The sequence below is a fragment of the Kaistia sp. UC242_56 genome (genome assembly GCF_044452255.1).
Lineage (GTDB): Bacteria > Pseudomonadota > Alphaproteobacteria > Rhizobiales > Kaistiaceae > Kaistia > Kaistia defluvii_A.
Genome location: NZ_JBIOAN010000002.1, coordinates 2,015,440 through 2,038,332, shown reverse-complemented (window position 1 = coordinate 2,038,332; position 22,893 = coordinate 2,015,440). Strand labels below are relative to the sequence as shown.

The window sequence follows — 22,893 nt, the reverse complement described above, 5'->3', positions numbered from 1 at the left end:
CGCGCAAGAGCGCCCTTCACCTGACCGCGCGGATCGCCTCGATCTTGTCCATGCCGCCGACCTTGCCGGCAAAGCTCTGCCAGACGGTGCGCGCGCCTTTCTCCCAGGCCGGACGGTCTTCCGGCTGGACGATCTGGCCGCCACTTTGGGCTGCGAGCTGCATCGAGGCCGCTTCGTCGGCGATGATGAGTTCGTCGAAATAGCGCGCGCCTTCGGTGGCAGCCGCCTGGAAGACAGCCCTCTGGCGCTCGTCCAGGCGCTTCCAGAACGGCGCTGCGAAGACGACCACGCCGGAGGCCCAGATGTGGCCGGTCTCAGTCAGATACGGCACCACCTCGTAGAGCTTGAAGCCGGCATAGGCGGATTTCGTCAGGTCCATGGCGTCGACGACGCCGGTAGACAGTGCGTTGTAGGTTTCCGGGATCGGGATCGCCGTCGGGTTGGCGCCGAAGGACGCCCAGAGTTCGGTATGCAGCGGGCTCTGGATGACGCGGATGCGCTTGCCCTTCAGCTGTTCCGGCCGGGTGATCGCTTCCTTGGCCAGAAGATGGCGGGCGCCGTAGTTGATGTAGTCGGCGACGACGAAATTCTCCGCGCCAAGCTTCTGTTTCAGTTCGGCGCCGAGATCGCCCTGAACGACCTTTCGGAGATGATCGCGATCGCGAAACAGGAAGGGCAGATCGAGGATCTGCGTTTCCGGCACCCAGCCCGACAGGGTCGAGATGGTGGAAAGGCTGGCCTGGATCGAGCCAAGGCGGAGGCCCTCGGCCACCTCCTTCTCGCCGCCCAGCGCCGCATTGGCGACGATGTTGAAGCGGAACGCGCCCGGCAGTTCCGCCTCGACCCGGTCGCGGATCCGCTCCCAGATCTTGGTCTCGGGCTTGTCTGGTCCCAGCAGCGAGGCGACCGTCAGCGACGTGGCGGCGGCGGCCCGGCCGACCAGAGCCGGGGTTGCAAGCGCGGCGAGGCCCAGCGTCTGGGCGGAGCGGAGGAACTGGCGGCGGGTGAACGGGGGCATGGGGGAAGCTCTCTAGCGGACGGATGGAATGGCGAGGATCGCGCCAGCGGAAAGCAAAGCGAGCGCGACCACGAGGGCGAACAGATAAGGCAGGATGGCGCGGAACAGCGATCCCGCCGGTAGCTTCGTGACGCCGCTGACGACATAGACCAGCATGCCGACGGGCGGCGTCAGGCCGCCGATCATCAGATTGACCACCAGGATAACGCCGAAGTGGATCGGATCGATGCCGGCGGCGACCGCGAGCGGCAACAGGAGCGGCCCGAACAGCAGGATCGCCGCGCCGATATCGAGCACCAGCCCGACGACGAGCAGGATGAGATTGCTGAGCAGCAGGACGGCGACCGGGCTGCCGCCGAAACTGTCGGCCAGGCTCGCCACAAGGCCCGAAATGTCGTCGACGGCGAGCAGGAAGGCGAAGGGCGCCGCGGTGCCGATCAGAAGGCCGATCGCCGACGCCTCGGCGCCCGCCTGCCGGAAGGCGGCATAGAGGCTGTGGGCACTCAGCCGTCCGAACAGGCCGATGAGCAGCGTGTAGAGCGCGGCGAGAGCGGCGGCCTCGGTCGTGGTGACGACGCCGAGCCGGATGCCGGCGACGACGATGACGCCAAGGCCGAAGGCCGGGATCGCCGCGATGGCGGCATTACGGCGCTCGGCGGGCGTGGTGCGGGCCTCGGCGCTGCGGACCCGCACCGTGAGATGGATGGCAACGGCCAGCGCCACGGCCATCACCGCGCCGGCGACGAAGCCGCCGACCAGCAGGCTGCCAACCGAAAGATTGGTCGCCGCCGCGAGGATCAGGAAGGCGATCGAGGGCGGGATGACATTGTCGAGCACCGAGGTGGCGGCGATGATCGCGCCCGCCTGGGCCGGCGGATAGCCGCGCTTGACCAGTTCCGGCTGAAACGTGCTGGCGCCAAAGGCGGCGTTGGCGACGGAGGATCCCGAGGCGCCGGAGAACAGCACGCTGGTCAGGAGCGTCGTCTGCGCCAGCCCTGCCCGCTTGTGGCCGACCAGCGCGGCGGCGAAGCGCACAAGCTGGCCCGCGACACCGGAAGCGGTCAGCAAGCCGCCCGCGAGCAGGAAGAAGGGAATCGCCAGCAGCAGGAATTTCGACATGCCGGAAACGACGGAAGCGACCATGGCCGGTTCGGGCATGCTGCTGCCGAAGGGAATGGCGAGATAGGCGGCGGCGAGAAACGCAAACGGCAGGGGCGCCGCGACCACGAGGCCGACCAGCGCGATCAGGCCAAGCGCCAGGCTGGGCGGCAGGCAGACCGGGAGGACGAGGCTGTCACCGCCGATATAGAGCGTCGTTCCGATCACAAGGACGGCCAGCAGCAGCCAGGCGCGGCCTTCCGATAGATGTTTCAGAACAACAACCAGCAGCGTCAGCGCACCGCCAAGTCCCAGAAAGGCGAAGCGCACCCATTCCGGCAGGCCAAGAGTCGGCGAGACACCGCCGAGCATGGCGATAATCTCCCCGCCGCCGAAGACCAGCACCAGGCCGCCGACGATGACGAAGCTGTCGGCGAGCACCAGCGCTGCCCGTTGTCCGGCCGCCGGCAGCAGACGTGTGAGGACGTCCAGGCGCATCGCCAGCGCACTGTGGATCGAGAGCGGCGCGCCGATGGCGATCAGCGCGACATGCAGCCATATCGCCAGTTCGTCGGAGCCGAGAAAGGCGCTGCCAAGGCCATAGCGGAGCCCGACCGAGAGCAGGACCACCGCCAGAAGGAGGGCGAGAATGCCGGCACAGAGCGCGCCAAGCCCTGTCTCCAGCCGGCTCAGGACGAGACCGGCGCGGATCGCAACGGCGTCTCGAAAGCCCGGTCGCGCACCGGGGGGCGAGGGTTTCGTGGCTTCAAGGATCATACAGCGGCCGTCCCTGCCATCCTGCGCCAGCGGATGTCCAAACGTGCCAAGGAATCACCGCGATCGCGGCATGACACTGCATCGAGCCTGCGGGGACAAGTGTTTAGGGCGAACCCTTGGAGCCCCATGGATCGAGACGCGGGTGGGGTCCGTTGGCGATGGAGGCGGGATGCGCTTGGGGATAGGGTGCCGGAAAAGCACCCAAGGCTGATTCATGACCCGACCGCCCGCTCCCGCCCCGACCCGCATCGTCGAAAACCTCGTTGCCGAGAAGATCCGGCTGGCGAGCCTGTTCGATGGCGAGACGGATCTTTCCGGGGTGCGCTTCGCCGATTGCCAGTTCACCGATTGCGACATGAAGGGTCTCCATCTCGCCGAGGCGAGCTTCGAGCGCTGCGATTTCTCCGGCAGCGATCTTCGCGGCGTCGAGGCCACGGGATCGCGCTGGAACGAGGTGCGGGCGCTGAAGGCGGTTTTCTCCGGCGCCGAGCTGGCGGACGTCCGTTTCGGCAACTGCAACCTGAGCAACGCCGAATTCGTCCGCGCGCGATTGACCAATGCCCGCTTCGAGGATTGCAAGCTGACGGGCGGCGACTTCCAGGGCGCGGCGGCGATCGGCATCGCCTTCCGCCGCACCCGTTTGAACGGCGCGATGCTGCGCAACCTGTCGTTTCGCAAGGAGCGGGTCGACGGCGTCGATTTCGCCGATGCCGATCTCGCCGGCGCGGATTTTCGCGATGCCGTGTTTGTCGATTCGTCGCTGCGCTCAGCCAGCCTGCGGGCGGCGAAATTCGAGGGAGCGGACCTGCGCGGCTGCGATCTCGGCGCCATCACGCTGGCCGATGCCGGCCTGTTCCGCAAGGCGATCATCTCCAAGGCTCAGGCGGCGGATTTGTTGAAGGGCATTGGGCTGATCGTGCTGTAAGGATGCCACTTGCGCGCGACCTTCCGTTGCGAGACCCTCCGGTTTGCCCACGAAGAAAGCGCTGTGCCGCCGGGAAGCCCGGCGCATCGAAGCGAAGGGCCAACCAGAGGATGAGTTCCCATGCGCACCCTGCTTGCCGTTCTTGCCATCAGCGCCGGCCTGGCCAGCCTGTCGGGCTGCACCAGCAATCCCAACGCCCCCGCGATCAAGGCGATGGACGACCCGGTCAATGCCTGCGGTCCCGGCGGATCCAGCAATGTGAACGATTGCTCGAGCGGCCGCCGCTGATCATTTCGCAACCAGGCAGACGGATCCTCCGCCTGCCTGGCTTGACCTTGGCTTCATCGGCCACGAGCTGCGAAAACGGCCTAGTCTTCCGAACGAGGACTGGCCGCGTCGGCGTGCTCGCCTATATCGGCAAGGAGATCGACAGAGCCCCTCACCGTTTCGGCGGCGGCGGGGCTCATCATCGCCGCTCGAACCGCATAGGTGAAGCAAGTTGATGCGCTCTCTGCTTATGGTTTTCGCAGTCCTGTCCGCCGGTGCCAGCCTGCAGGGCTGCACCACCGATCCGAATTCGCCCGCCATCAAGGCCATGGAGCCGGTCAATGCCTGCGGCCCCGGCGGAACCTCCGACATCAATGCCTGCTCGCGCAGCCGCGGTTGATGGCGCGGTCTTCTTCGAAATTTCCCATACCGCCGGTTGCGGCGCTCAACCGGGCGATTCCAGGCGTGCCGGCACGGTTTGGGCAGATTCGGACGGGTGCAATCCCCCGTTTCGACACGGGTGACGTTCATCACAGGCAGGGCTGCCGTTCTTGCTCTCGCCATGAAGTACGGACAGAATGCCCGCCGGACCTTGTTTCGGCCTCTCGCCGAGCACTTTCGATTCGTTCCTTGGAGGACATAATGAACCTGACAGTTTCCGGCTTCGCGGTGCGCAGCCTTACGCTCGCATCTGCGCTGATGCTGTCGACGGCGGCCTTCGCAGCTCCCGACGCCCAGAAGATCTCAGACGCCTTCATCGCCGCCGCCCAGGCACGCGGCGAGGCCAAGGTCACAGTCGAATCGGCCAAGGCCGATGGCGACAACGTCACTCTCAGCAATGTGAAGATGGTCGCCAAGCAGGGCGGCGACGTGACCATTCCGGCCATCGTCATCGAAAGCCCGATCGAGCGCACCAGCGGCGGCTTCACGGCTGCCAGCATTTCGTTCGACGCCGGCAAGATCGTCGACGAGAAGACCACGATCAGCTGGGACAAGGGCCTGTTCAAGGACGCCATCGTTCCCGCGCCGACCGAGATCAACTCGAAGGCCAAGATCACGCCGTTCTCGAACATGGAAATGTCGACCATCAACGTCGTTTCCACCGAGACCCCCGCGCCGATCACCGTCGATGGCGTGAACATCTCGCTCGGCGATGTCGTCGAAGGCGCGCCGAATGACGGCCAGCTGCGCGTCACCGGCGTAACCATTCCCGGCGAAGTGCTGAAGTCGGACGAGCAGACCAAGGATTGGGTCGAGCAGCTCGGCTACGACAAGCTCAACTTCGACGTAGGCATCGACGGCGCCTATGACAATTCCAAGCAGAGCTTCACCTTCCGCTCCATCAGCCTCGACGGCAAGGATGTCGGCAAGCTCGTGATCACCGGCACGTTCGGCGGCCTGCCGCGCGACAAGCTGCAGGATCCGGACAAGCTCTCGGAACTCGCCGCCACCGCCACCGTCGACAACGCCAAGATCCGCTTCGACAATGCCGGCATTGTCGGCCGCGTGATCGCGATGCAGGCGAAGCAGATGGGCGCGACGCCCGAGCAGTTCGTCGAGCAGATCAGCGGCGCGCTGCCGCTGCTGCTTTCGGTCGTCGGCAACCAGGGCTTCCAGGATCGCATCGCCATGGCGGCGACCGCTTTCCTCAAGGACCCGCAGTCGCTGACCATCACCGCGGCCCCCGGCAATCCCGTTCCGATCATGCAGATCTTCGGTGCCGCTTCGACCGCGCCGCAGACGCTGCCGGACGTTCTGGCCGTCGACATCCAGGCCAACCAGTAAGCGCCTGAGAAAACTGCGCGCCCCGGCGCGCCAAACGGATCCCGGGCGGTGCAGACCGCCCGGTTTTTCTTGTCCCGCATCGGGACAGACTGTAACGGTCGATCGCTCGCCGAGCTGGATCGACCTGCTGCCAATGGAGCACCCTATGAGCCGTTCGTCGCTACGCGTCCGTCTTCTCGCCGCCGGTGTCAGCGCCGCCGCCATGACGGCCTCGTTGCCGGCGCTTGCCGAGGAGCCGATCGAGACGGCGATCCGCCACTGGATCTCGACGCTCGACGCCTCGCCGAACTGGGTCGCCGGCTTTTCCGAGCTTTCCTATGACGAGGGCCAGCGCACCGCGACGCTGCGCAACCTGACGATCCGCAGCGAGACGCTGGCGACCAAGCTGGAAATCAGCTTCGGCAACATCGCGATCACCAATTACGCCGAGGCTGCCGATGGCGGCTTCAAGGCGAGCGAGATCACCGCCGACAGCGGCAAGCTGGTGGTGGGCGACCTCGGCAGCTCGAAGCTCACCGATATCCGCGTCGACAACCTCGCGGTCCCGAGCTTCGTCAATTACGTCTTCGACCAGAACCGTATCTTCACCTCGCTCGCCAGGGGCTGGGGCATCATCGCCAAGGCTTCCGTCGACAGCGTGCGTGTCGGCCGGATCGAAGCGACCGAGACCAGCGAGGGCCAGACGTCCGCCGCCAGCTTCGGTTCCTATGAGCTGAAGGGCATGGCGAACGGCGTCATCGACCAGGTGACGATCGGCCCCGTCTCGCAGGAAATGCCCTCCCCCGACGGCCTGCTGAAGTTCACGATCGACAAGATCGAGGCGCGCAAATACGACCTCGACGCCATCTCGGCCGTGTTCGATCCCGAGCGCTATGTCGGCGGCGTCGGCGACGGCAAGTGGCGCACCGCGCTCGGCCTCGAGATCTATCGCAACTTCTCAATCGAGATGCCCGGCGCGTCGATCCGCATGGGCACGTTCGAGATGGAGAATCTCCGCCTGCGCCAGCCGCCGAAGAGCTTCACCGGCTTCCTCGACACCATGCTGGCGACATCCGATCGCCCGGAAGACGAACTGGCGCAGATGGCGCTCGAGCAGCTCTCGGGACTGTTGAGCTTCGCCGGCGTCGGCACGGTGCGCCTGACCGACCTCGATGTGACCGCCCCCGAGGTGGAACGCTTCCATCTGGGCGATTTCCACATCAATGATTTCTCGAGCGACGGCATCGGCGAAATCGGCCTGCGCGATCTCGATGTCGCGATCCAGGACAAGGGTTCGGTCGGCGCCGAGCGGCTGGCCATCGGCGGCTTCAAGTTCCCGGCGCCGGATCTGGTAGTCGCATCGGTCTTCGCCAGCCTGGGCGGCGCCGAGTTCGACCCGACGCCGATGATCCCGACCATGGGCTTCGCCGAGGCTGTCGGCGTCGACGTCACGCAGGGCGGCAAGAAGCTTGGCGCTGTCGACCGCGCGCGCATCGATCTCGACGCCTATATCGGCCCCGTGCCGACCAGCATCACCAGCGACGTCCGCGGACTCGATCTCGACCTGTCGCAGATCGACGACCGCCGCGCCCGCGAAATGATCAAGGGCCTCGGCTATGACCGCCTAGTGGCCGATTACGGCTTCCATCTCTCCTGGCGCGAAGCGGATGAGAGCGTCATCCTCGACGGCTTCAAGCTCGCCATCAAGGATCTGGCGACGATGAACGTCGACGCCACGCTGACCGGGCTGACGCGCCAGGCGATCGAGGATCCGAAGGCGCTGGAAGGCGCGCTGGCCTCGCTGCTGTTCACGCGCGGCAAGCTCTCGATCGAGGACAAGTCGATCGTCGAGCGCGCCGTCGGCATGCAGGCGAAGAAGATGAATGTCGAGCCGGACAAGTTCCGCCAGCAGATCGCCGGCGCTCTGCCGTTGTTCCTGATGGTGCTGAAGAACCCGGGCTTCCAGGCGAAGCTGGCCCCTGCCCTGCAGGCCTTCATCAAGGCGCCGGGCACCATGACCATCACCGCCGCGCCGGCGACGCCGGTGCCGGTGATGCAGCTGATCGAGACGGCGGACAGCGCGCCGCAGAAGCTGCCCGATCTTCTGCAGATCGAGATCAAGACCACCACCCCGTAACGCAAACGGCCGGATCGCAAGATCCGGCCGCTTCTCTTTGAGGCTCGAAAGCGGCCTCAGGCGGCGATGGCGCGCGCCGTCTCCGAAGCCTTGATCTCGGCGGCAGCGACCGCATTGGCAGCCTGCTCCGCGCCGAAGGCTACGCCCTCGACCGTGATCTCCTCGACCTGGGACAGGCCCATGAAGGACAGGATGAAGCGCAGATAGGGTAGCTGGAAATCGGCCGGCTTCATCGGGCCTTCCGAATAGATACCGCCCTTCGACTCGACCAAGACGACGCGCTTGCCGGTGACGAGACCGACCGGCGCATTATCGACATAAGCGAAGGTGCGGCCGGCGCGGGCAATGTAGTCGAGCCAGGTCTTCAGCGTCGAGGTGATGGTGAAATTGATCATCGCCGAGGCGATCACGATGATGTCGGCGGCGAACAGTTCGTCGATCAGCTGGTCCGACAGGGCGACCGCCGCCTTCTGGGCGTCGGTGCGGGCCTCGGCCGGGGTGAACAGCGCGCCCAGATAGGCTTCATCGACATGCGGAAGCGGATCGGCGGCGAGGTCGCGGCGGACGACCGTTGCACTCGGATTATGCGCGACGAGGTCGGCGAGAACGCGCTCGGCGACCTTGCTGGAATGCGAGGCGCCCCCACGGGGGCTCGAGGTAACGAAAAGGATGTTGGTCATCGGTCTTCCCTTCACTATGTTACGGAAACCGGCCCAAATCCGGGGGGAGCTGCGTCGATACCGTAGAGTAACATTATCAAATGTTACTCCTAGGTAACATCGAGTCAACGAGATGGAAGTGAAGATCGCTGAACAGTCTGTTCACAGCAGCCCCGCCGCACGGGCGCTGCCGCCGCGCGAGCGCATTCTGATCGCCGCGCGCGAACTGTTCGCGCGTCACGGCGTGCATGGCGTTGGCGTGGAAGCGGTGGCCGAGGCCGCCGGCACCAACAAGATGACGCTCTACCGGCATTTCGAATCGAAGGACCTGCTGGTCGCCGAATATCTGCGCGGCCTCGCGGCGGAAGGCGCCGCGATCTGGTGCGAGATCGAAAACGAGCATCCCGGCGAGCCGCTGGCGCAGATCGACGCCTGGCTGCAGCGCATCGCCAATCACGCGGAGCACGGCAATGAGAGCGGCTGCGCCTTGGCCAGCGCCGCGATGCAGATCACCGACCCCGCCCATCCCGGCCGTCAGGTGCTGGAGGCGAACACCCGCCAGCACCGCGACAACCTGATCCGCATCTGCCGCGCCTCGGGGCTGGCGGAGCCCGAACTGCTGGCGGACCAGTTGTTCCTGATGATCGAGGGATCGCGTGTCGCCTGGCAGAATGTCGAAGGCGGCAAGCCCACCAGCACCCTCGCCGCGCTGGCCGCCGGCATCATCGCCTCGCACCGGCGTTAGGCTGGTCGGCCCGTGTCGCGGGCTCAACCCTCCAACGTCAGCGCACCATCCTCCAGCCGATAGACGCGATCCACGGCCCCATACGGAATGGCGGCGTGGGTGGCGAGGATCAGCGTGCGTCCGGTTGTGACGGCCAGCAGATCGGCCAGGAACTCGGCCTCCGTCGGCCGATCGAGGCCGGCGGTGGGTTCATCGAGAAGCAGCACGGGAGCCGGCGACAGCAAGGTTCGCGCCAGGCAAAGGCGTCGGGCCTGCCCGGCAGAGAGCGTTTCGCCGGATTCGCCCAGCCAGGCGTCGAGCCCCTGCGAGAGGCTGCGGACGAAGCCGTCGAGCCGCGCCTTGGCGAGCGCGGCATGGAGGGTCGCGTCATCGGCGGCCGGATCGGCAATCCTCAGATTGTCGCGGATCGTGCCGATGAAAACCGGCGCGTCCTGTGACAGAAGCCCGATATGGGCATGGAGATCCGCCTGACGCATGGCGCGGATATCGACGCCGCCGATGCAAATACGCCCCGTATCGACATCGACCAGACGCAGCAGCAGGCCAAGCAGGGTCGATTTGCCGGAGCCGCTTTCGCCGATGATGGCGATGCGCTCACCCGGATGCAGCGTGAGAGCGAGGCCGCTCAGGATCGACGGGTCGCGGCCATAGGTGAAGCCGACCTTTTCGAAGGTGATATTGCCGGCTGGCGGGACGGCGACCGGCTTGGCGGGATCGACGATGGCGGGCTGCATGTCGACCAGCGACTGGACCCGGCCGGCGGCGGCACTCGCGGCTCCGAGCTTCCCAGCGCCGCGCAGGATCGGCCCTGCGACTTCGAACACCGCCATGACGGCCAGCAGCGCGCCGACCAGAACCGGGCCGCTGACGCGGCCTTGCTCCAGAACCGGCAGCCCGACAAAAAGCGTCGCGATGGCGGTGGCGCCGGTGCCGAGCACCACGAAGGCCGGGCCGAACGCGATGCGCCAGGATTGCCGCAGCCGCGCTTTGCGGACCGAGGCAACCGCCTCGTCGACCGAATGGCGCGCGCCATCGACGGCGCCAAGCGTCACGAGATCGGCGTGCCCGTCGATACCATCCAGGACCGCGATGCGGAGATCGGCAGCCGTGCGGACGGTTTCCGCGCCCGAGCGCCGTCCGGCCAGCACGATCAGCCCGGGCAGAAGGAGGGTGGTCAGTCCGAATCCGATCAGGACGACCGGCAGCGCTTCCGGCAGCACCAGCCACAGGAACAGGCTGAGGCCAAGCGCGCCGAGGATCGCGGTGGCGATCGGCGCGACGACCTGAAGGAACATCATGTCGAGCGTCTCGACATCGGCGGTCAGTCGCGCGACGAAATCGCCCGTCCGGTGCGCCGCCGCCTTCAGCGGCACCAGCGGGATCAGGCGCGAGAAGATGCGGACGCGGATATCCGACAGGATCTTGAAGGTCGTGGCATGGCCGGAAAGCCGTTCGCCATAGCGCGAGACGATGCGCAGGAACGAGAAGCCGCGCACCATGGCCGAGGGACCGAACAGGTTGAAGGTCATGGCCGAGGTAGCCAGCGCCGCCCCTGTCAGGAACCAGCCGGACACGCCGAACAGCGCGACGCCCGCTGCCAGCGTCATGCAGGAAAGCAGCAGCGCCAGCAGCAGGCCCCCGGCGCGGGTACCGTAGAGGCTGAAGAGAAGCCGCATCACGCCACTCCCTTCATGGCAGAAGTCGTCGCCGCGGGAGCGTGGCGGACGATACGATGGCGGTCGTCGATCTCGCAGATCCGATCCATCAGGCTCGCGACCTCCATGGAGTGGGTGGCGATCAGCAGGGTTCGGCCGGCCGCAAAATCCAGAACGGAGCGCATGACGCGGGCCTCGGTCTCGATGTCGAGATGCGCGGTCGGCTCGTCGAGCAGCACCAGCGCCGGGTCGCGCAGAAAGATGCGGGCGAGCGCCACGCGCTGCGCCTCGCCGCCGGAAAGTCCCCTGCCTCGTTCGCCGATCGGCGTATCCAGCCCTTCCGGAAGACGGTCGGCGAAATCGAGCACACAGGCCTGTTCGGCGGCGGCGCGCACCTCGGCGTCGGTCGCATCGGCGCGGCCGAGCCGGATGTTGCTGGCGATGGTGCCGTGGAACAGGCGCGGCCGCTGGCCGAGCGCCGCCACGCCCTGGCGAAGCGAGCGCTCATCGATATCGGCGAGCGGCACGCCGCCGAGTTCGATTCGGCCCTGATGGCCCCGCAGGCGAGCCAGCACCTCGATGAGCGTCGACTTGCCGATGCCGCTTGGGCCGAGTAGCGCCACGGTCTCGCCAGGCAGAATCTCGAGGGTCGCATCCGAGAGAATGGTGCCGCGATCGGGCGTCTCAACGGTCAGATGGCGGGCCGTGACGGCGATGGCACTGACGGGAGCCCAGTCGGCGCCCTGGGCCACCACAGGCTCGTCGACGCCGGGCAGATTCTCGAACGTCGCGGCCAGGCTGGCGACGGCCGCCTTGGCGCTGGCGCGGTCGTGGTAATGCGCCGCCAGCGTGCGCAGCGGCATATAGACCTCCGGCGCCATCAGCAGACAGAACAGGCCAGCCTGGAGGCCGAGCTCCGCGCCGCGCAGATCGAGCAGGCCGATATAGGTCAGCCCGACATAGAGCGCGACGCCAGCCACGCCGAGGGCGGCAAAGAACTCGAGCACCGCCGAGGACAGGAAGGCGATCCGCAGCACGGCCAGCGTGCGCGTGGCAAACTCGTCGCTGGCGCTGCGGACCCGCGCGATTTCGTCCTCGGCCCGGCCGAACAGCTTCAGGACGAGCAGGCCGCGCAGCCGGTCGGCGAACATGCCGGACAGGCGCGACAGGGCGGTCAGGTGCTGGCGGCTCGCGGCTTCCGCGCCCCAGCCGGCCAGCGCCATGAAGACCGGGATGAGCGGCGCGGTGACGAGCAAGACGATGCCGACGACGAGATCGACCGGCATCAGGCCGATGGCGAAGGCGATCGGTACCACGGCAGCGGCGATCATCGCCGGCACGAAGCGCGAGAAATAACCGTCCAGCGCCTCGACCTGGTCCAGGATCTGGCTGGCCAGTTCGCCGGAGGCGCGCTGGCGCATCCAGTCGGGCCCGCGCCGCATCAGCGTCGCGAACAGGTCCCGGCGAATCGCCTGCTTGATGTCCTCGGCGGCGCGGATGCCCGCCGCCTCGCCGATCCAGGCCAGCAGCGCGCGTGCGGCGACCAGGCCGAGCAGCACCAGGATCGCCGCCGCCTGCGACGAACTGGCCACCTGATCGATGATGGCGCGATGCAGGATCGTGGCGAGCCAATAGGCCTGCGCCACGGTAAGGCAGGCGCTGACGAGCGGCACCAGGATGGCGATGCCCATGGCGCGACGGCCGACACGCCCCCGCGTCCTCAGCCATTTCGCCTCGATTGCCGGGGGACGGACAGCTTTTTCTGAAGCTGTGGTAGATTCGACGGTGTTCATGCACCCAGTCTTACAGTGTAGGCGATCATTTGGGCCTCCCCCTGTGCCAATCGACCGCACGCGACCGGTCGCTGCATTGATTTCGCTCAATGTTAGAGGCCTTATAGATCGGTAGTTTTTAAATCCTGGCGACTCAAAAGGTATAGGCCATGATTGATATCGATATTGTCACCCTGTCGAGGCTGCAGTTCGCGGCCACGGCGATGTATCATTTTCTTTTCGTTCCCCTGACGCTCGGGCTCTCTTTCCTGATGGCGATCATGGAGAGCGTCTACGTTATGACCGGCCGCGAAATCTGGCGGCGAATGACCCTATTCTGGGGAACCTGCTTCGGTATCAACTTCGCCATGGGCGTTGCTACCGGCGTCGTCATGGAATTCCAGTTCGGCATGAACTGGTCCTATTACAGCCACTATGTCGGCGACATTTTCGGCGCGCCGCTGGCCCTCGAAGGGCTGATGGCCTTCTTCCTCGAGGCGTCGTTCGTCGGCCTGTTCTTCTTCGGCTGGGACCGCATGTCCAAGGTCGGACATCTGATCGTCACCTGGCTGGTCGCCTTTGGCGCGAATTTCTCGGCGCTCTGGATCCTGGTCGCCAATGGCTGGATGCAGCATCCGGTCGGCGCCGTCTTCAATCCTGATACGATGCGCATGGAAGTCACCGACTTCATGGCCGTCGTGTTCAACCCGGTGGCCCAGGCCAAGTTCGTCCACACGGTGAGCGCGGGCTACGTCACCGGCGCCATGTTCGTGATGGCCGTCAGCTCCTGGTACCTGCTGCGTGGCCGCCACCAGGAATTCGCCAAGCGCTCCATGGCCGTTGCCGCCAGCTTCGGCCTCGCCGCGGCGCTGTCCGTCGTCGTGCTCGGTGACGAGAGCGGCTATGTGACGACCGAAAACCAGAAGATGAAGATCGCCGGCATGGAAGCCATGTGGCACACCGAGCCGGCGCCGGCCGCGATCAACGTCATCGCCTTCCCCAACATGGAGAAGCAGGAAAACTCCTTCGCCATCAGCGTCCCCTACCTGCTGGGCCTGATCGGCACCCGCTCGCTGACGACCGAACTGCCCGGTATCCTCAACCTGGTGGATTCCGCGCATGAGAGGATCCGGGACGGCATCGAAGCTTACGTCGCGCTGCAGACGGTCCGCGCCAACCCCGCCGACAGCGAAGCCCGCGCCGTGTTCGACGCCAAGTGGCCGAACCTCGGCTATGGCCTGCTGGTCAAGCAGTTCCGCACCGACATCGAGAACGCCACGCCGGAAGACATCACCAAGGCAGCGAATTCGACCATCCCGAACGTGCCGGTGCTGTTCTGGAGCTTCCGCGTGATGGTGGGCCTCGGCTTCTACTTCATCGCCTTCTTCGGCGCCGCCTTCTGGATCGCATCGCGGCACAAGCTCGGCGAGAAGCGCTGGACGCTGTGGCTGGCGCTGTTCAGCCTGCCGCTGCCCTGGCTCGCGATCGAATGCGGCTGGTTGCTGGCCGAGTATGGCCGCCAGCCCTGGGCGATCGAAGGCGTGTTGCCGACCTTCTACGCGGCATCGGGGCTCACGCTCTGGGATCTCGCCATCAGCCTCGCCCTGTTCCTGGCCATCTACACCGTGCTGGCGATCATCGAGGTCGTGCTGATGGTCAAGACTATCAAGAAGGGACCGCTGGACCATAACCCCTTCGAGTCCGCTCCTGCGGGTGCCGGTGTCCTGCCGGTGACGGCAGCCGCCGCTCCGAAGCTCTGATCCGCGAGGTATGCGATGAGTAACATTGTGCCTATCGACTATGAGACGCTCCGCCTCCTCTGGTGGATGCTCCTCGGCATCCTGCTGATCGGCTTCGCGGTCATGGACGGCTTCGATCTCGGCATCGGCGCCCTCCTCCCGTTCGTCGCCAAGACGGACGAAGAACGGCGTATCGTGATCAACGTCGTCGGGCCGGTCTGGGAAGGCAACCAGGTCTGGCTGATCCTGGGCGGCGGCGCCATTTTCGCCGCCTTCCCCCTGCTCTATGCCGTGTCGTTCTCCGGCCTCTATCTGGCGATGATGGTGATCCTGATCGCCCTCATCCTGCGGCCCGTCGGCTTCAAGTATCGCAGCAAGATCGGCGATACCGGCTGGCGCTCGAAGTGGGACATGGTGCTTTGCTTCTGCGGCACCGTCCCGGCCCTGATCCTCGGCGTTGCCGTCGGCAACGTGCTGCTCGGCCTGCCCTTCGAGCTCGACGGCACGATGCGGACCTTTTATCGCGGCAACTTCTTCCAGCTGCTGACGCCGTTCGCGCTTCTGGCCGGCCTCGTCAGCCTCTCCATGCTGATCATGCATGGCGCGGCGCTGCTGACCTGGAAGACCTCGGGCCCGATCGCCGACCGCGCCCGTACCTATGGCCGGTGGGCGGCGCTCGCCGCGATCGTGCTGTTCGCACTGGCCGGCGTCTGGATCGCCTACGGCATTGGCGGGCATGTGATCACCAGCGTCATCGATCCGAACGGACAGTCCAACCCACTCGGCAAGACGGCGATGGTCGAGACCGGCGCCTGGCTCGCCAACTACAAGACCTATCCCTGGATGATGATCGCGCCGATCGCGGGCTTCGTCGGCCTGGTGCTCGCCGTCGTCGGCTTCACCATCCGCAAGCCGGCCCTCACCTTCATCACCTCGGGACTGGGCGTCTTCGGCATCATCGCGACGGCGGGCGTCTCGCTCTTCCCGTTCCTGCTGCCGTCCTCGATCAACCCCAATGCCGGCCTGACGATCTGGGACGCCTCGTCCTCGCATCTGACGCTCTGGATCATGCTGCTCTCGACCGGCTTCTTCCTGCCGATCATCCTGCTCTACACGGCCTTCATCTACCGGGTCATGCGCGGCAAGGTGACGGGAGACAGCATGGCCAAGAACCCCAACGCCTACTGAGTGGAGGACGACGCAATGTGGTACTTTTCCTGGATCCTCGGCCTCAGCCTGGCCTGTGCCTTCGGCATCCTCAACGCCATGTGGTACGAGCTGCGCGACGACCGGCTGAAGGGTCGCATCGCGATCACCCCGGCCGAAGACTAACCGGCTGATCGGCGCGACCATCGCGCCGGCCAACGACACCAGCGACCGCCTTGCGCGATCTTCGGATCCCGCCTGGCGGTCGTTTCGTTTGGGGGCCGCTATTCGAAGAAGCCGAGCCGTTTCAGCAGCAGCAGGGTGCAGCCCGAGGCCAGGCCGCCGATCAGCGACGCGCCGATCCAGCCATGCGCGCCCTCGAGAAAGGGGAGACCGCCGGTGTTCATGCCGAAGAAGCCGGTGACCAGCGTCGGCGGCATCAGCAGCGCCGTCATGACCGACAGCACATAGAGATGCCGGTTGCTGATTGTGGCCAGCTTCGCCGCGATCTCGTCCTGCAGGAAGCGCGCGCGGTCCTGCACCTCCTGCACTTCCTGGTCGAGCGTCTCGATCCGGCGCAAGAGCCGTTCCGCTGCCGCGCGCGAGGCGACATGGCTGCCGTCGACGTGTTCATCCTCGGCGAATTCGCGCAGGATGCTGCGCAGGCCTGATAGCTGGCGGTGCAATTTCACGGCCGTGCGCCGCAACGGTCCAAGCCGGCGCGATTCGTCATGCAGGCGCTCGTCGAGTACGCGATCCTCGATCGAATCGGCCTCCGTCCGCGAAGCGCGCAGCGTTTCCGCGATGGCGCGCAGAACCTGCTCGATCATCACCTCGAACAGGGCGACCGGTCCGCCGACGGGATGGCCGCTGTCGATCTTCGTCCGCGTCAGAGCGGCGGCGCGGACCGGATGGCGGCGACCGGAAACCAGATAGCCCGGGCCAAAGGCGAAGCGCATCGGCACCGTGCGATCGCTGTCCTCGTCGGGATCCTGCAGCGTGTCGGAGAAGCGGCCCCACACCGAGGACGCGTCATATTCAAGCGCGGGATAATCGTCCGGGCTCAGGAGCAGCCGTCGCGCCTGCGGCCCGAGCCAGTCGATGCCGGCGATCCAGTCGCGCGCCAGCCTGTCGACGAAGTCGAGGTGGACCCACAGGAACCCCTCGCCCGGCGCGAGCGGCCGGATGCAGGCATCGAACGCCACCGGCGCCGCCTGCCCCTTGCCGTCGAAGCGATACGCCCAGATCACGCCCGACACGGGCCGCGCCATCCGGTCAGCCGGCAATGGATTTTCTCGGTGACTCATGGGTCGTCGGGCTATTCAAGATCGGTCGGGCGGAGCGCCGCATGGCATCACTGCGACAGCAGCCATGACAGAACGATGACAGTCGCGAGGCGGGACTGGATTTCCGTTGTCGAGGGCCTGCGCCCCAGCCATGATCGCATCAAACCTCCGGCAGCTGGCGGACAGGCATATGCAGAACGACCCGCGATCGCACGGCCTCTGGGAGCGGACGGCTCCCCCGTCTCCCGTCACGACGGCGCTTTCCCGCGCCCTGACGGCGGACGTGGTGGTGGTCGGCGGCGGCTATACCGGCCTTTCGACCGCGCTGCATGCGGCCCAGGACGGACTCGACGTGGTGCTGCTGGAAGGCGTCGAATTCGGTTTCGGCGGCTCCGGACGGAATGTAGGCCTGGTCAATGCCGGCATGTGGGTCATGCCCGATGACCTGCCGGCGGCCCTCGGTCCCCTCTATGGCGACCGCCTGCTCGACCTGCTCGGCAACGCGCCGAAGCTCGTCTTCGAACTCGTCCGTGCGCATGACATCGCCTGCGAACTGGAGATGGCGGGAACGCTGCATTGCGCCGTGGGCGGCAAGGGGCTGATCGAAATCCAGCAGCGTGCCGCACAATGGGGCGCGCGTGGCGCGGCGGTGCGCCTGCTCGATGCGACCGAAACGGCGGCCAAGCTCGGCAGCCGCGCCTATGCCGGATCGCTGCTCGACATGCGCGCCGGAACGGTTCAGCCGCTGGCCTATGTGCGCGGCCTCGCCCATGCCGCCATCCGCGTCGGCGCGCGGCTGTTCACCCAGAGCCCGGTCCGCCAGGCCGAGAAGGTCCCGACGGGCTGGCGCGTGACCACGGATCGCGGCAGCGTCACCGCGCGCTGGGTCGTCGTGGCGACCGACGCCTATACCAACATGCCCTGGCCCGAAATCCGGACCGAGCAGGTGCACCTGCCCTATTTCAACTTCGCCACCGTGCCGCTCAGTGCGGAACTTCGCCAGTCGATCCTGCCGGAGCGCCACGGCGCGTGGGATACGAAGGAGGTCCTGACCTCGTTCCGATTCGACCGCGCCGGCCGGCTGGTGTTCGGCAGCGTCGGCGCCTTGCGCGGCACCGGGGCTGCGGTGCACCGGGCCTGGGCCAAGCGGGCCCTCGCCAAGATCTATCCGCAGATCGGCGATATCGACTTCGAGGCCGAGTGGTACGGGCAGATCGGCATGACCGATAACAGCCTGCCGCGCTTCCACAGGCTGGCCGAGAACGTCATCGCCTTCTCGGGCTATAATGGCCGCGGCATTGCGCCGGGCACCGTATTCGGCCGGGTGCTGGCCGACCATATCGCCGGCCGGATCGCGGAGGCCGATCTGCCGCTGCCGGTCACAAAGCCACAGGAGGTGCGCTTGCGTCGCCTCAAGGAAGCCTATTACGAAGTGGGGGCGCAGATCGCCCATCTCGCCGATGCCCGGCTCTGAACATCCGCGCGGAAGCCACGGAATTCGAGGAAACACCATGACCATCGCCATCCAGAACACCCTCGCGACCGAGGTCGATGCCCTGCTTTCCGGGATGGGGGTCACCGCCGCGCGAACGGGCGGCACGCTCGCCGTGCATTCGCCGATCACAGGCGAGGAACTGGAGCGCCTAGTCGAGATCGACGCAGCCCGCGCCAAGGCGGCGATCGACGCGGCGCACACCGCCTTCCTCGCCTGGCGCAATGTCCCGGCGCCGAAGCGCGGCGAACTGGTGCGCCTGCTCGGCGAGGAACTGCGCGCCCATAAGGCGGCGCTTGGCCGCCTCGTCTCGATCGAGGCCGGCAAGATCGTTTCCGAAGGCCTCGGCGAGGTGCAGGAGATGATCGACATCTGCGATTTCGCCGTCGGCCTGTCGCGCCAGCTCTACGGCCTGACCATCGCCACCGAGCGCAGCGACCACCGCATGATGGAGAGCTGGCATCCGCTCGGCGTCACCGGCATCATTTCGGCCTTCAACTTCCCCGTCGCCGTCTGGTCCTGGAATGCGGCGCTGGCGCTTGTCTGCGGCAACAGCGTCGTCTGGAAGCCGTCTGAGAAGACGCCGCTGACGGCGCTCGCGACCTCGGCTCTGTTCGAGCGTGCGCTCAAACGCTTCGTCGACGAAGGCGGCATCGCGCCGGAGGGCCTCTCCGCCCTGCTGATCGGCGGTCGCGAGATCGGCGAAGTGCTGGTAGACCATCCGCGCGTGCCGCTGGTCTCGGCCACCGGCTCGACCGCGATGGGCCGCATCGTCGGCCCGCGCCTCGCCGGCCGCTTCGCCCGCGCCATCCTGGAGCTGGGCGGCAACAATGCTGCCATCATCTGCCCCTCGGCCGATCTCGACCTGACGCTGCGCGGCGTCGCCTTCGCCGCCATGGGCACGGCGGGCCAGCGCTGCACGTCGCTGCGACGCCTGTTCGTGCATGACAGCATCTATGACAGCTTCGTGCCGCGACTGAAGCAGGCCTATGGGTCGGTGACGATCGGCAACCCGCTCGAATCCGGCACGCTGGTCGGCCCGCTGATCGACGCGGCCGCCTATAAGGGCATGCAGTCGGCGCTCGACGCCGCCAAGGGCGCTGGCGGCAGCGTCACCGGCGGCGAACGGGTGGATGGGGACAAGGCGTCCAACGCCTTCTATGTGCGCCCGGCCATCGTCGAAATGCCGGAGCAGAGCGGGCCGGTGGCGCATGAGACCTTCGCGCCGATCCTCTATGTGATGCGCTATTCGGAGTTCGAGGAGGCGCTGGAATTGCACAACGACGTGCCGCAGGGCCTATCCTCGTCGATCTTCACCAATGACCTGCGCGAAGCCGAGACGTTCCTGTCGGTGCGCGGCTCGGATTGCGGCATCGCTAACGTCAATATCGGCCCGTCCGGTGCCGAGATTGGAGGCGCTTTCGGTGGCGAGAAGGAGACGGGCGGCGGGCGCGAATCCGGCTCCGACGCCTGGAAGGCCTATATGCGCCGCGCCACCAACACCATCAATTACGGCAAGACGCTGCCTCTGGCGCAGGGCGTCAAGTTCGACGTCGCCTGACGCACGACGCAAAAAGGCCCCGGCCGGAAGATCCGGCCAGGGCCCTGTATATCGTCAATGATAGGTCCTGTAGATCAGGCCTTGTCGACGACGTTCTTGACGGCGTCCTTGGCCTTGCCAACAGCCTGCTGGGCTTCGCCCTTGACTTCCTGAGCCTTGCCCTCGGCGCGCAGGCGATCATTATCAGTCATCTTGCCAACACCCTGCTTCACGTTGCCGGCTGCTTCGTTGGCGAGGCCCTTGATCTTGTCGCTCGTGCTGCTCATCGTGCATTCCTCGTGTTGTTATTACGGGGAGACAACCGCTCAGCCGATCGATGGTTCCGCCATCGGCGCTAATTTTCGATTTCGAGCCGTCGGCTCGCAGGCCCAGGGGGCCACGACGCTACCTAGATTGCTGTGGGGGGCGCCAAAACGAAAGAACCCGCCGGTTAGGGCGGGTTCTTTGTAGGCTGGTTGCGGGGACCAGATTTGAACTGATGACCTTCAGGTTATGAGCCTGACGAGCTACCGGGCTGCTCCACCCCGCGTCACGCGCTTCGTCTTTCGTCGTCGCGCAGTGGTGATATAGGGGGTCGAACCCCGAATGAGAACCCCAATTCGAAATTTAATCGGCTTTATACACCGCGATCCATTCAACCCGGTTTGCCCCACACAGCACGCCAGGCAAGCCCTACGGCGAGCCATCTCTGGCGGCGCCAGTGTCGGTTGCCGCGCGTATCCTGCTCCGCGGCGAGGACTTGGGCCGGGTGGACGGTCGTCCAAGGCCATGCCGCTCAGCCGGAAAACGCCTCCATCAGGATGAACGTGCCGTCCTGCCGCTGATGCGCGTTGATCAACGGCACGAGACGCGTGAAGTGCTCCGTAGCGCAGTGGATGTCGAGGGCCGCGCGGTCGGGCCACGTCTCGATGAAGATGAAATGTCCCGGATCCTTCTGGTCAATGAAGAGATCATAGGCGATGCAAAGGGGCTCCTGACGCGTGAGCTCCACCAATTCGCGATAGAACGGCAGCACGATTTCCACGGCCTCGGGCTGAATGAAATCCTGCGCAATGACTTTGAGCACGAGTGGTTCTCCGTCTAACGGCTGTATGAAGGGGTCCTGATAGACAGCAACTCGTTCCCCAAACAAGCCGCCAGCCGGCGACAGGACCGATATCCCTGACTACGGGTCCGCGCCCTTCCTCACCGAGGCAGGGCGCCGGCGGCAATCGCTATCGGCAGAACGCCCTGCAGCGGCTCGCGGATAGCCGGGGTGCCGGCCAGGACCGCATTGCCCTGCAGCAGCCCGTCCCGGGCGGTGAAGTCGCTCACCCAGCCGCCGGCCTCCTCGACCAGAAGCAAGCCGGCGAGCACGTCCCAGCTGTGCAGGAACAGTTCGCAATAGCCGTCGATGCGGCCGCAGGCGACCTGGGCCAGCCCGATCGCCGCCGAGCCGTTCTGCACAAAGGCGAAGTCGCTCTCCAGCAGCCGGCCAACCAGCGCCACGTAGTCGGCCAAGGGGCGCTTCGACGAATAGCCGGCGTCGATGAGGGCGTCGGTTACACCCCGGGTGGGCCGCACGCGGATCGGCTGCCCGTTGCAGGTCGCGCCGAAACCGCGCCGCGCCACGAACATCTCGTCCAGGACGGGATTGTAGACGACGCCGCTCTCGGTGCGCCCCTCCGCGTGAAAGGCGATCGAGACGGCGAAATGGGGGATCCGGCGGGCGAAATTCGTGGTGCCGTCGATCGGATCAATCACCCAAAGGTTCGGAGCCGCGCTGCCACCCGACTCCTCGGTCAGGATGCCATCCTCCGGAAAGGCCTGCCGCAGCCGCTCGATCAGGAACCGGTCGATCTCGAGATCGGCCTGCGTGACAAGGTCATGCGCGCCCTTCTCCGTCGCCTGGATACGGTCGCCCGAGTGGAAGTAGCGCCGAGCGATGCCCCCCGCCTCGCGCGCGATCTCCTGGGCAAAGGCGTGGCGGCGGGCGATGTCGAGGCTGTTCATGGCCTGAATCCTTCGAGGGAGAATGGGGGCAAAAGGCCGTCGTGCTATTTCAGCCGGCTGAGCCGGGCTTCGAGCGAGGCGCGCACGTCCTCTTCCGCGCCATCCAGCAGCGCAATCAGCGCCTTCGTCGTGGCAGCGGGATCGCGCTGCTCGATCGTCTCGACGATGCGCCGATGCAGGCCGAGCGAATGGACCTGCCCGGCCGGATTGTCGTCGGTCAGGCGGAAGCTGATCACCAGCGCGGTTTCGATCAGGGCCGAGAGCGAGCCGATCAGTTCATTGCCGGACATGTGCAGGATCGCCTGGTGGAAGGCGAGGTCCGGCACGGCGAAACGCTCGCCGTCGCTGCCGGCTTGCTCCATCTCGTCGAGCAGCGCGCGCAGCTCCGCGATCTGTTCCGCGGAAGCGCGTTCGGCCGCCAGCGCGCCGGCCATCGGCTCGATCGCCCGGCGCAGTTCGAACAGCGAGCGCGCCTCCTCGGCCGTCGTCCGGGCGCTGAAGCGCCAGAGCAGCACGTCGGGATCAAGGAAGTTCCAGTCCTTGCGGGGGCGGACCCGCGTGCCGGTGCGCGGCCGCATCTCGACCATGCCCTTGCCCGCCAGCACCTTGACGACCTCGCGCAGGCCGGTGCGGCTGGCGCCAAAAGCGGCGCTCCAGTCGTCGCCATTCGGCAACTGGTCGCCAGGCACCAGTTCGCCGCGGACGATGCTGAGGCCGATCTCGTTGAGCAGCCGCGCGTGCAGTCCGGAACGGGCCGAGCCCTCGATGCGGGGTCGCGTCCGGGAGGCCCTCGAGAGGGCGTCGCCATTCTTCATATCATTCACACTATTCACAAGACTGTCATGCCCCGGCCCTATTAA

21 protein-coding genes and 1 tRNA gene are annotated in these 22,893 nt (G+C 66.3%); 11 read left to right on the top strand and 11 right to left on the bottom strand.

The annotated features are described in order from the left end of the window. Positions 1-16: 16 nt before the first annotated feature. Both ACHMWQ_RS12340 and ACHMWQ_RS12335 read right to left on the bottom strand, forming a co-directional pair. Entirely contained in the window at positions 17-1,018 is a 1,002-nt protein-coding gene (locus tag ACHMWQ_RS12340) for a TRAP transporter substrate-binding protein (RefSeq protein WP_396307683.1), read from the bottom strand. Between the two features lie 12 nt (positions 1,019-1,030). Continuing rightward, positions 1,031-2,893, bottom strand: a complete 1,863-nt coding sequence (locus ACHMWQ_RS12335; protein WP_396307682.1) for a TRAP transporter large permease subunit — start codon at positions 2,891-2,893, stop codon at positions 1,031-1,033. Positions 2,894-3,107: 214 nt separating this feature from the next. Here ACHMWQ_RS12335 and ACHMWQ_RS12330 point away from each other — a divergent pair, with 214 nt between their 5' ends. From ACHMWQ_RS12330 to ACHMWQ_RS12310, 5 genes are all read left to right on the top strand, one after another. Then, positions 3,108-3,818, top strand: a complete 711-nt coding sequence (locus ACHMWQ_RS12330) for a pentapeptide repeat-containing protein (protein WP_396307681.1) — start codon at positions 3,108-3,110, stop codon at positions 3,816-3,818. A 120-nt stretch (positions 3,819-3,938) separates the two neighbouring features. Beyond that, a complete protein-coding gene (locus ACHMWQ_RS12325; RefSeq protein WP_354548408.1) occupies positions 3,939-4,106 on the top strand; it encodes a hypothetical protein in 168 nt (55 codons plus the stop codon). A 214-nt stretch (positions 4,107-4,320) separates the two neighbouring features. After that, complete coding sequence (locus ACHMWQ_RS12320) at positions 4,321-4,485, top strand: hypothetical protein (RefSeq protein ID WP_396307680.1); 165 nt, start codon at positions 4,321-4,323, stop codon at positions 4,483-4,485. A gap of 242 nt (positions 4,486-4,727) precedes the next feature. Then, the gene (locus ACHMWQ_RS12315) at positions 4,728-5,870 is read left to right on the top strand and encodes a hypothetical protein (protein WP_354548404.1); all 1,143 of its coding nucleotides are present in this window, start codon (positions 4,728-4,730) and stop codon (positions 5,868-5,870) included. Between the two features lie 145 nt (positions 5,871-6,015). Further along, positions 6,016-7,986 carry a hypothetical protein gene (locus tag ACHMWQ_RS12310; protein WP_396307679.1) on the top strand — a complete coding sequence of 657 codons (1,971 nt, stop codon included), beginning with the start codon at positions 6,016-6,018 and terminating at the stop codon, positions 7,984-7,986. Positions 7,987-8,042: 56 nt separating this feature from the next. On the opposite strand, the gene ACHMWQ_RS12305 is transcribed toward ACHMWQ_RS12310, so the two are convergent. Next, entirely contained in the window at positions 8,043-8,666 is a 624-nt protein-coding gene (locus ACHMWQ_RS12305; RefSeq protein WP_354548401.1) for an FMN-dependent NADH-azoreductase, read from the bottom strand. A gap of 112 nt (positions 8,667-8,778) precedes the next feature. On the opposite strand from ACHMWQ_RS12305, the gene ACHMWQ_RS12300 reads away from it, so the two are divergent. Beyond that, on the top strand, positions 8,779-9,390 hold the full coding sequence (locus tag ACHMWQ_RS12300) for a TetR/AcrR family transcriptional regulator (protein ID WP_354548399.1): 612 nt from the start codon (positions 8,779-8,781) through the stop codon (positions 9,388-9,390). Between the two features lie 23 nt (positions 9,391-9,413). Here the strand turns inward: ACHMWQ_RS12300 and cydC are convergent, their stop codons facing one another. Next, entirely contained in the window at positions 9,414-11,066 is a 1,653-nt protein-coding gene (cydC, locus tag ACHMWQ_RS12295) for a thiol reductant ABC exporter subunit CydC (protein ID WP_396307678.1), read from the bottom strand. Beyond that, the gene (gene cydD, locus ACHMWQ_RS12290) at positions 11,066-12,736 is read right to left on the bottom strand and encodes a thiol reductant ABC exporter subunit CydD (protein ID WP_396307677.1); all 1,671 of its coding nucleotides are present in this window, start codon (positions 12,734-12,736) and stop codon (positions 11,066-11,068) included. Before cydD ends, cydC begins: the two co-directional genes overlap by 1 nt. 254 nt (positions 12,737-12,990) lie before the next feature. Here cydD and ACHMWQ_RS12285 point away from each other — a divergent pair, with 254 nt between their 5' ends. From ACHMWQ_RS12285 to cydX, 3 genes are read left to right on the top strand one after another with little or no spacing between them, the layout of a single operon-like run. Beyond that, positions 12,991-14,577 (top strand): cytochrome ubiquinol oxidase subunit I, encoded by a 1,587-nt coding sequence (locus ACHMWQ_RS12285; protein WP_396309437.1) that lies wholly within the window; start codon positions 12,991-12,993, stop codon positions 14,575-14,577. Between the two features lie 15 nt (positions 14,578-14,592). After that, positions 14,593-15,744, top strand: a complete 1,152-nt coding sequence (gene cydB / locus ACHMWQ_RS12280; protein ID WP_396307676.1) for a cytochrome d ubiquinol oxidase subunit II — start codon at positions 14,593-14,595, stop codon at positions 15,742-15,744. Between the two features lie 15 nt (positions 15,745-15,759). Next, positions 15,760-15,888 carry a cytochrome bd-I oxidase subunit CydX gene (gene cydX / locus ACHMWQ_RS12275; protein WP_354548392.1) on the top strand — a complete coding sequence of 43 codons (129 nt, stop codon included), beginning with the start codon at positions 15,760-15,762 and terminating at the stop codon, positions 15,886-15,888. 98 nt (positions 15,889-15,986) lie between these two features. Here cydX and ACHMWQ_RS12270 read toward each other — a convergent pair whose 3' ends face one another. Then, positions 15,987-16,988, bottom strand: coding sequence for a CorA family divalent cation transporter (locus tag ACHMWQ_RS12270; protein WP_354548390.1), 1,002 nt, complete (start codon positions 16,986-16,988; stop codon positions 15,987-15,989). A 190-nt stretch (positions 16,989-17,178) separates the two neighbouring features. Here ACHMWQ_RS12270 and ACHMWQ_RS12265 point away from each other — a divergent pair, with 190 nt between their 5' ends. Together ACHMWQ_RS12265 and ACHMWQ_RS12260 are read left to right on the top strand one after the other, a co-directional pair. Further along, positions 17,179-18,462, top strand: coding sequence for an NAD(P)/FAD-dependent oxidoreductase (locus tag ACHMWQ_RS12265; protein WP_396307675.1), 1,284 nt, complete (start codon positions 17,179-17,181; stop codon positions 18,460-18,462). Positions 18,463-18,499: 37 nt separating this feature from the next. Then, positions 18,500-20,041, top strand: coding sequence for an aldehyde dehydrogenase family protein (locus ACHMWQ_RS12260; RefSeq protein WP_396307674.1), 1,542 nt, complete (start codon positions 18,500-18,502; stop codon positions 20,039-20,041). A gap of 74 nt (positions 20,042-20,115) precedes the next feature. On the opposite strand, the gene ACHMWQ_RS12255 is transcribed toward ACHMWQ_RS12260, so the two are convergent. The 5 genes from ACHMWQ_RS12255 to ACHMWQ_RS12235 form a co-directional block, all read right to left on the bottom strand. Beyond that, positions 20,116-20,307, bottom strand: coding sequence for a CsbD family protein (locus ACHMWQ_RS12255; protein ID WP_354548384.1), 192 nt, complete (start codon positions 20,305-20,307; stop codon positions 20,116-20,118). Positions 20,308-20,493: 186 nt separating this feature from the next. After that, positions 20,494-20,570: transfer RNA gene (locus tag ACHMWQ_RS12250), tRNA-Met, on the bottom strand. A 246-nt stretch (positions 20,571-20,816) separates the two neighbouring features. Continuing rightward, positions 20,817-21,107, bottom strand: a complete 291-nt coding sequence (locus tag ACHMWQ_RS12245) for a putative quinol monooxygenase (RefSeq protein ID WP_396307673.1) — start codon at positions 21,105-21,107, stop codon at positions 20,817-20,819. Positions 21,108-21,226: 119 nt separating this feature from the next. Beyond that, positions 21,227-22,033: an inositol monophosphatase family protein gene (locus ACHMWQ_RS12240; RefSeq protein ID WP_396307672.1), complete on the bottom strand. Its 807-nt coding sequence runs from the start codon at positions 22,031-22,033 to the stop codon at positions 21,227-21,229. A gap of 44 nt (positions 22,034-22,077) precedes the next feature. Beyond that, positions 22,078-22,848 carry a FadR/GntR family transcriptional regulator gene (locus tag ACHMWQ_RS12235; protein ID WP_396307671.1) on the bottom strand — a complete coding sequence of 257 codons (771 nt, stop codon included), beginning with the start codon at positions 22,846-22,848 and terminating at the stop codon, positions 22,078-22,080. Positions 22,849-22,893: the final 45 nt, after the last annotated feature.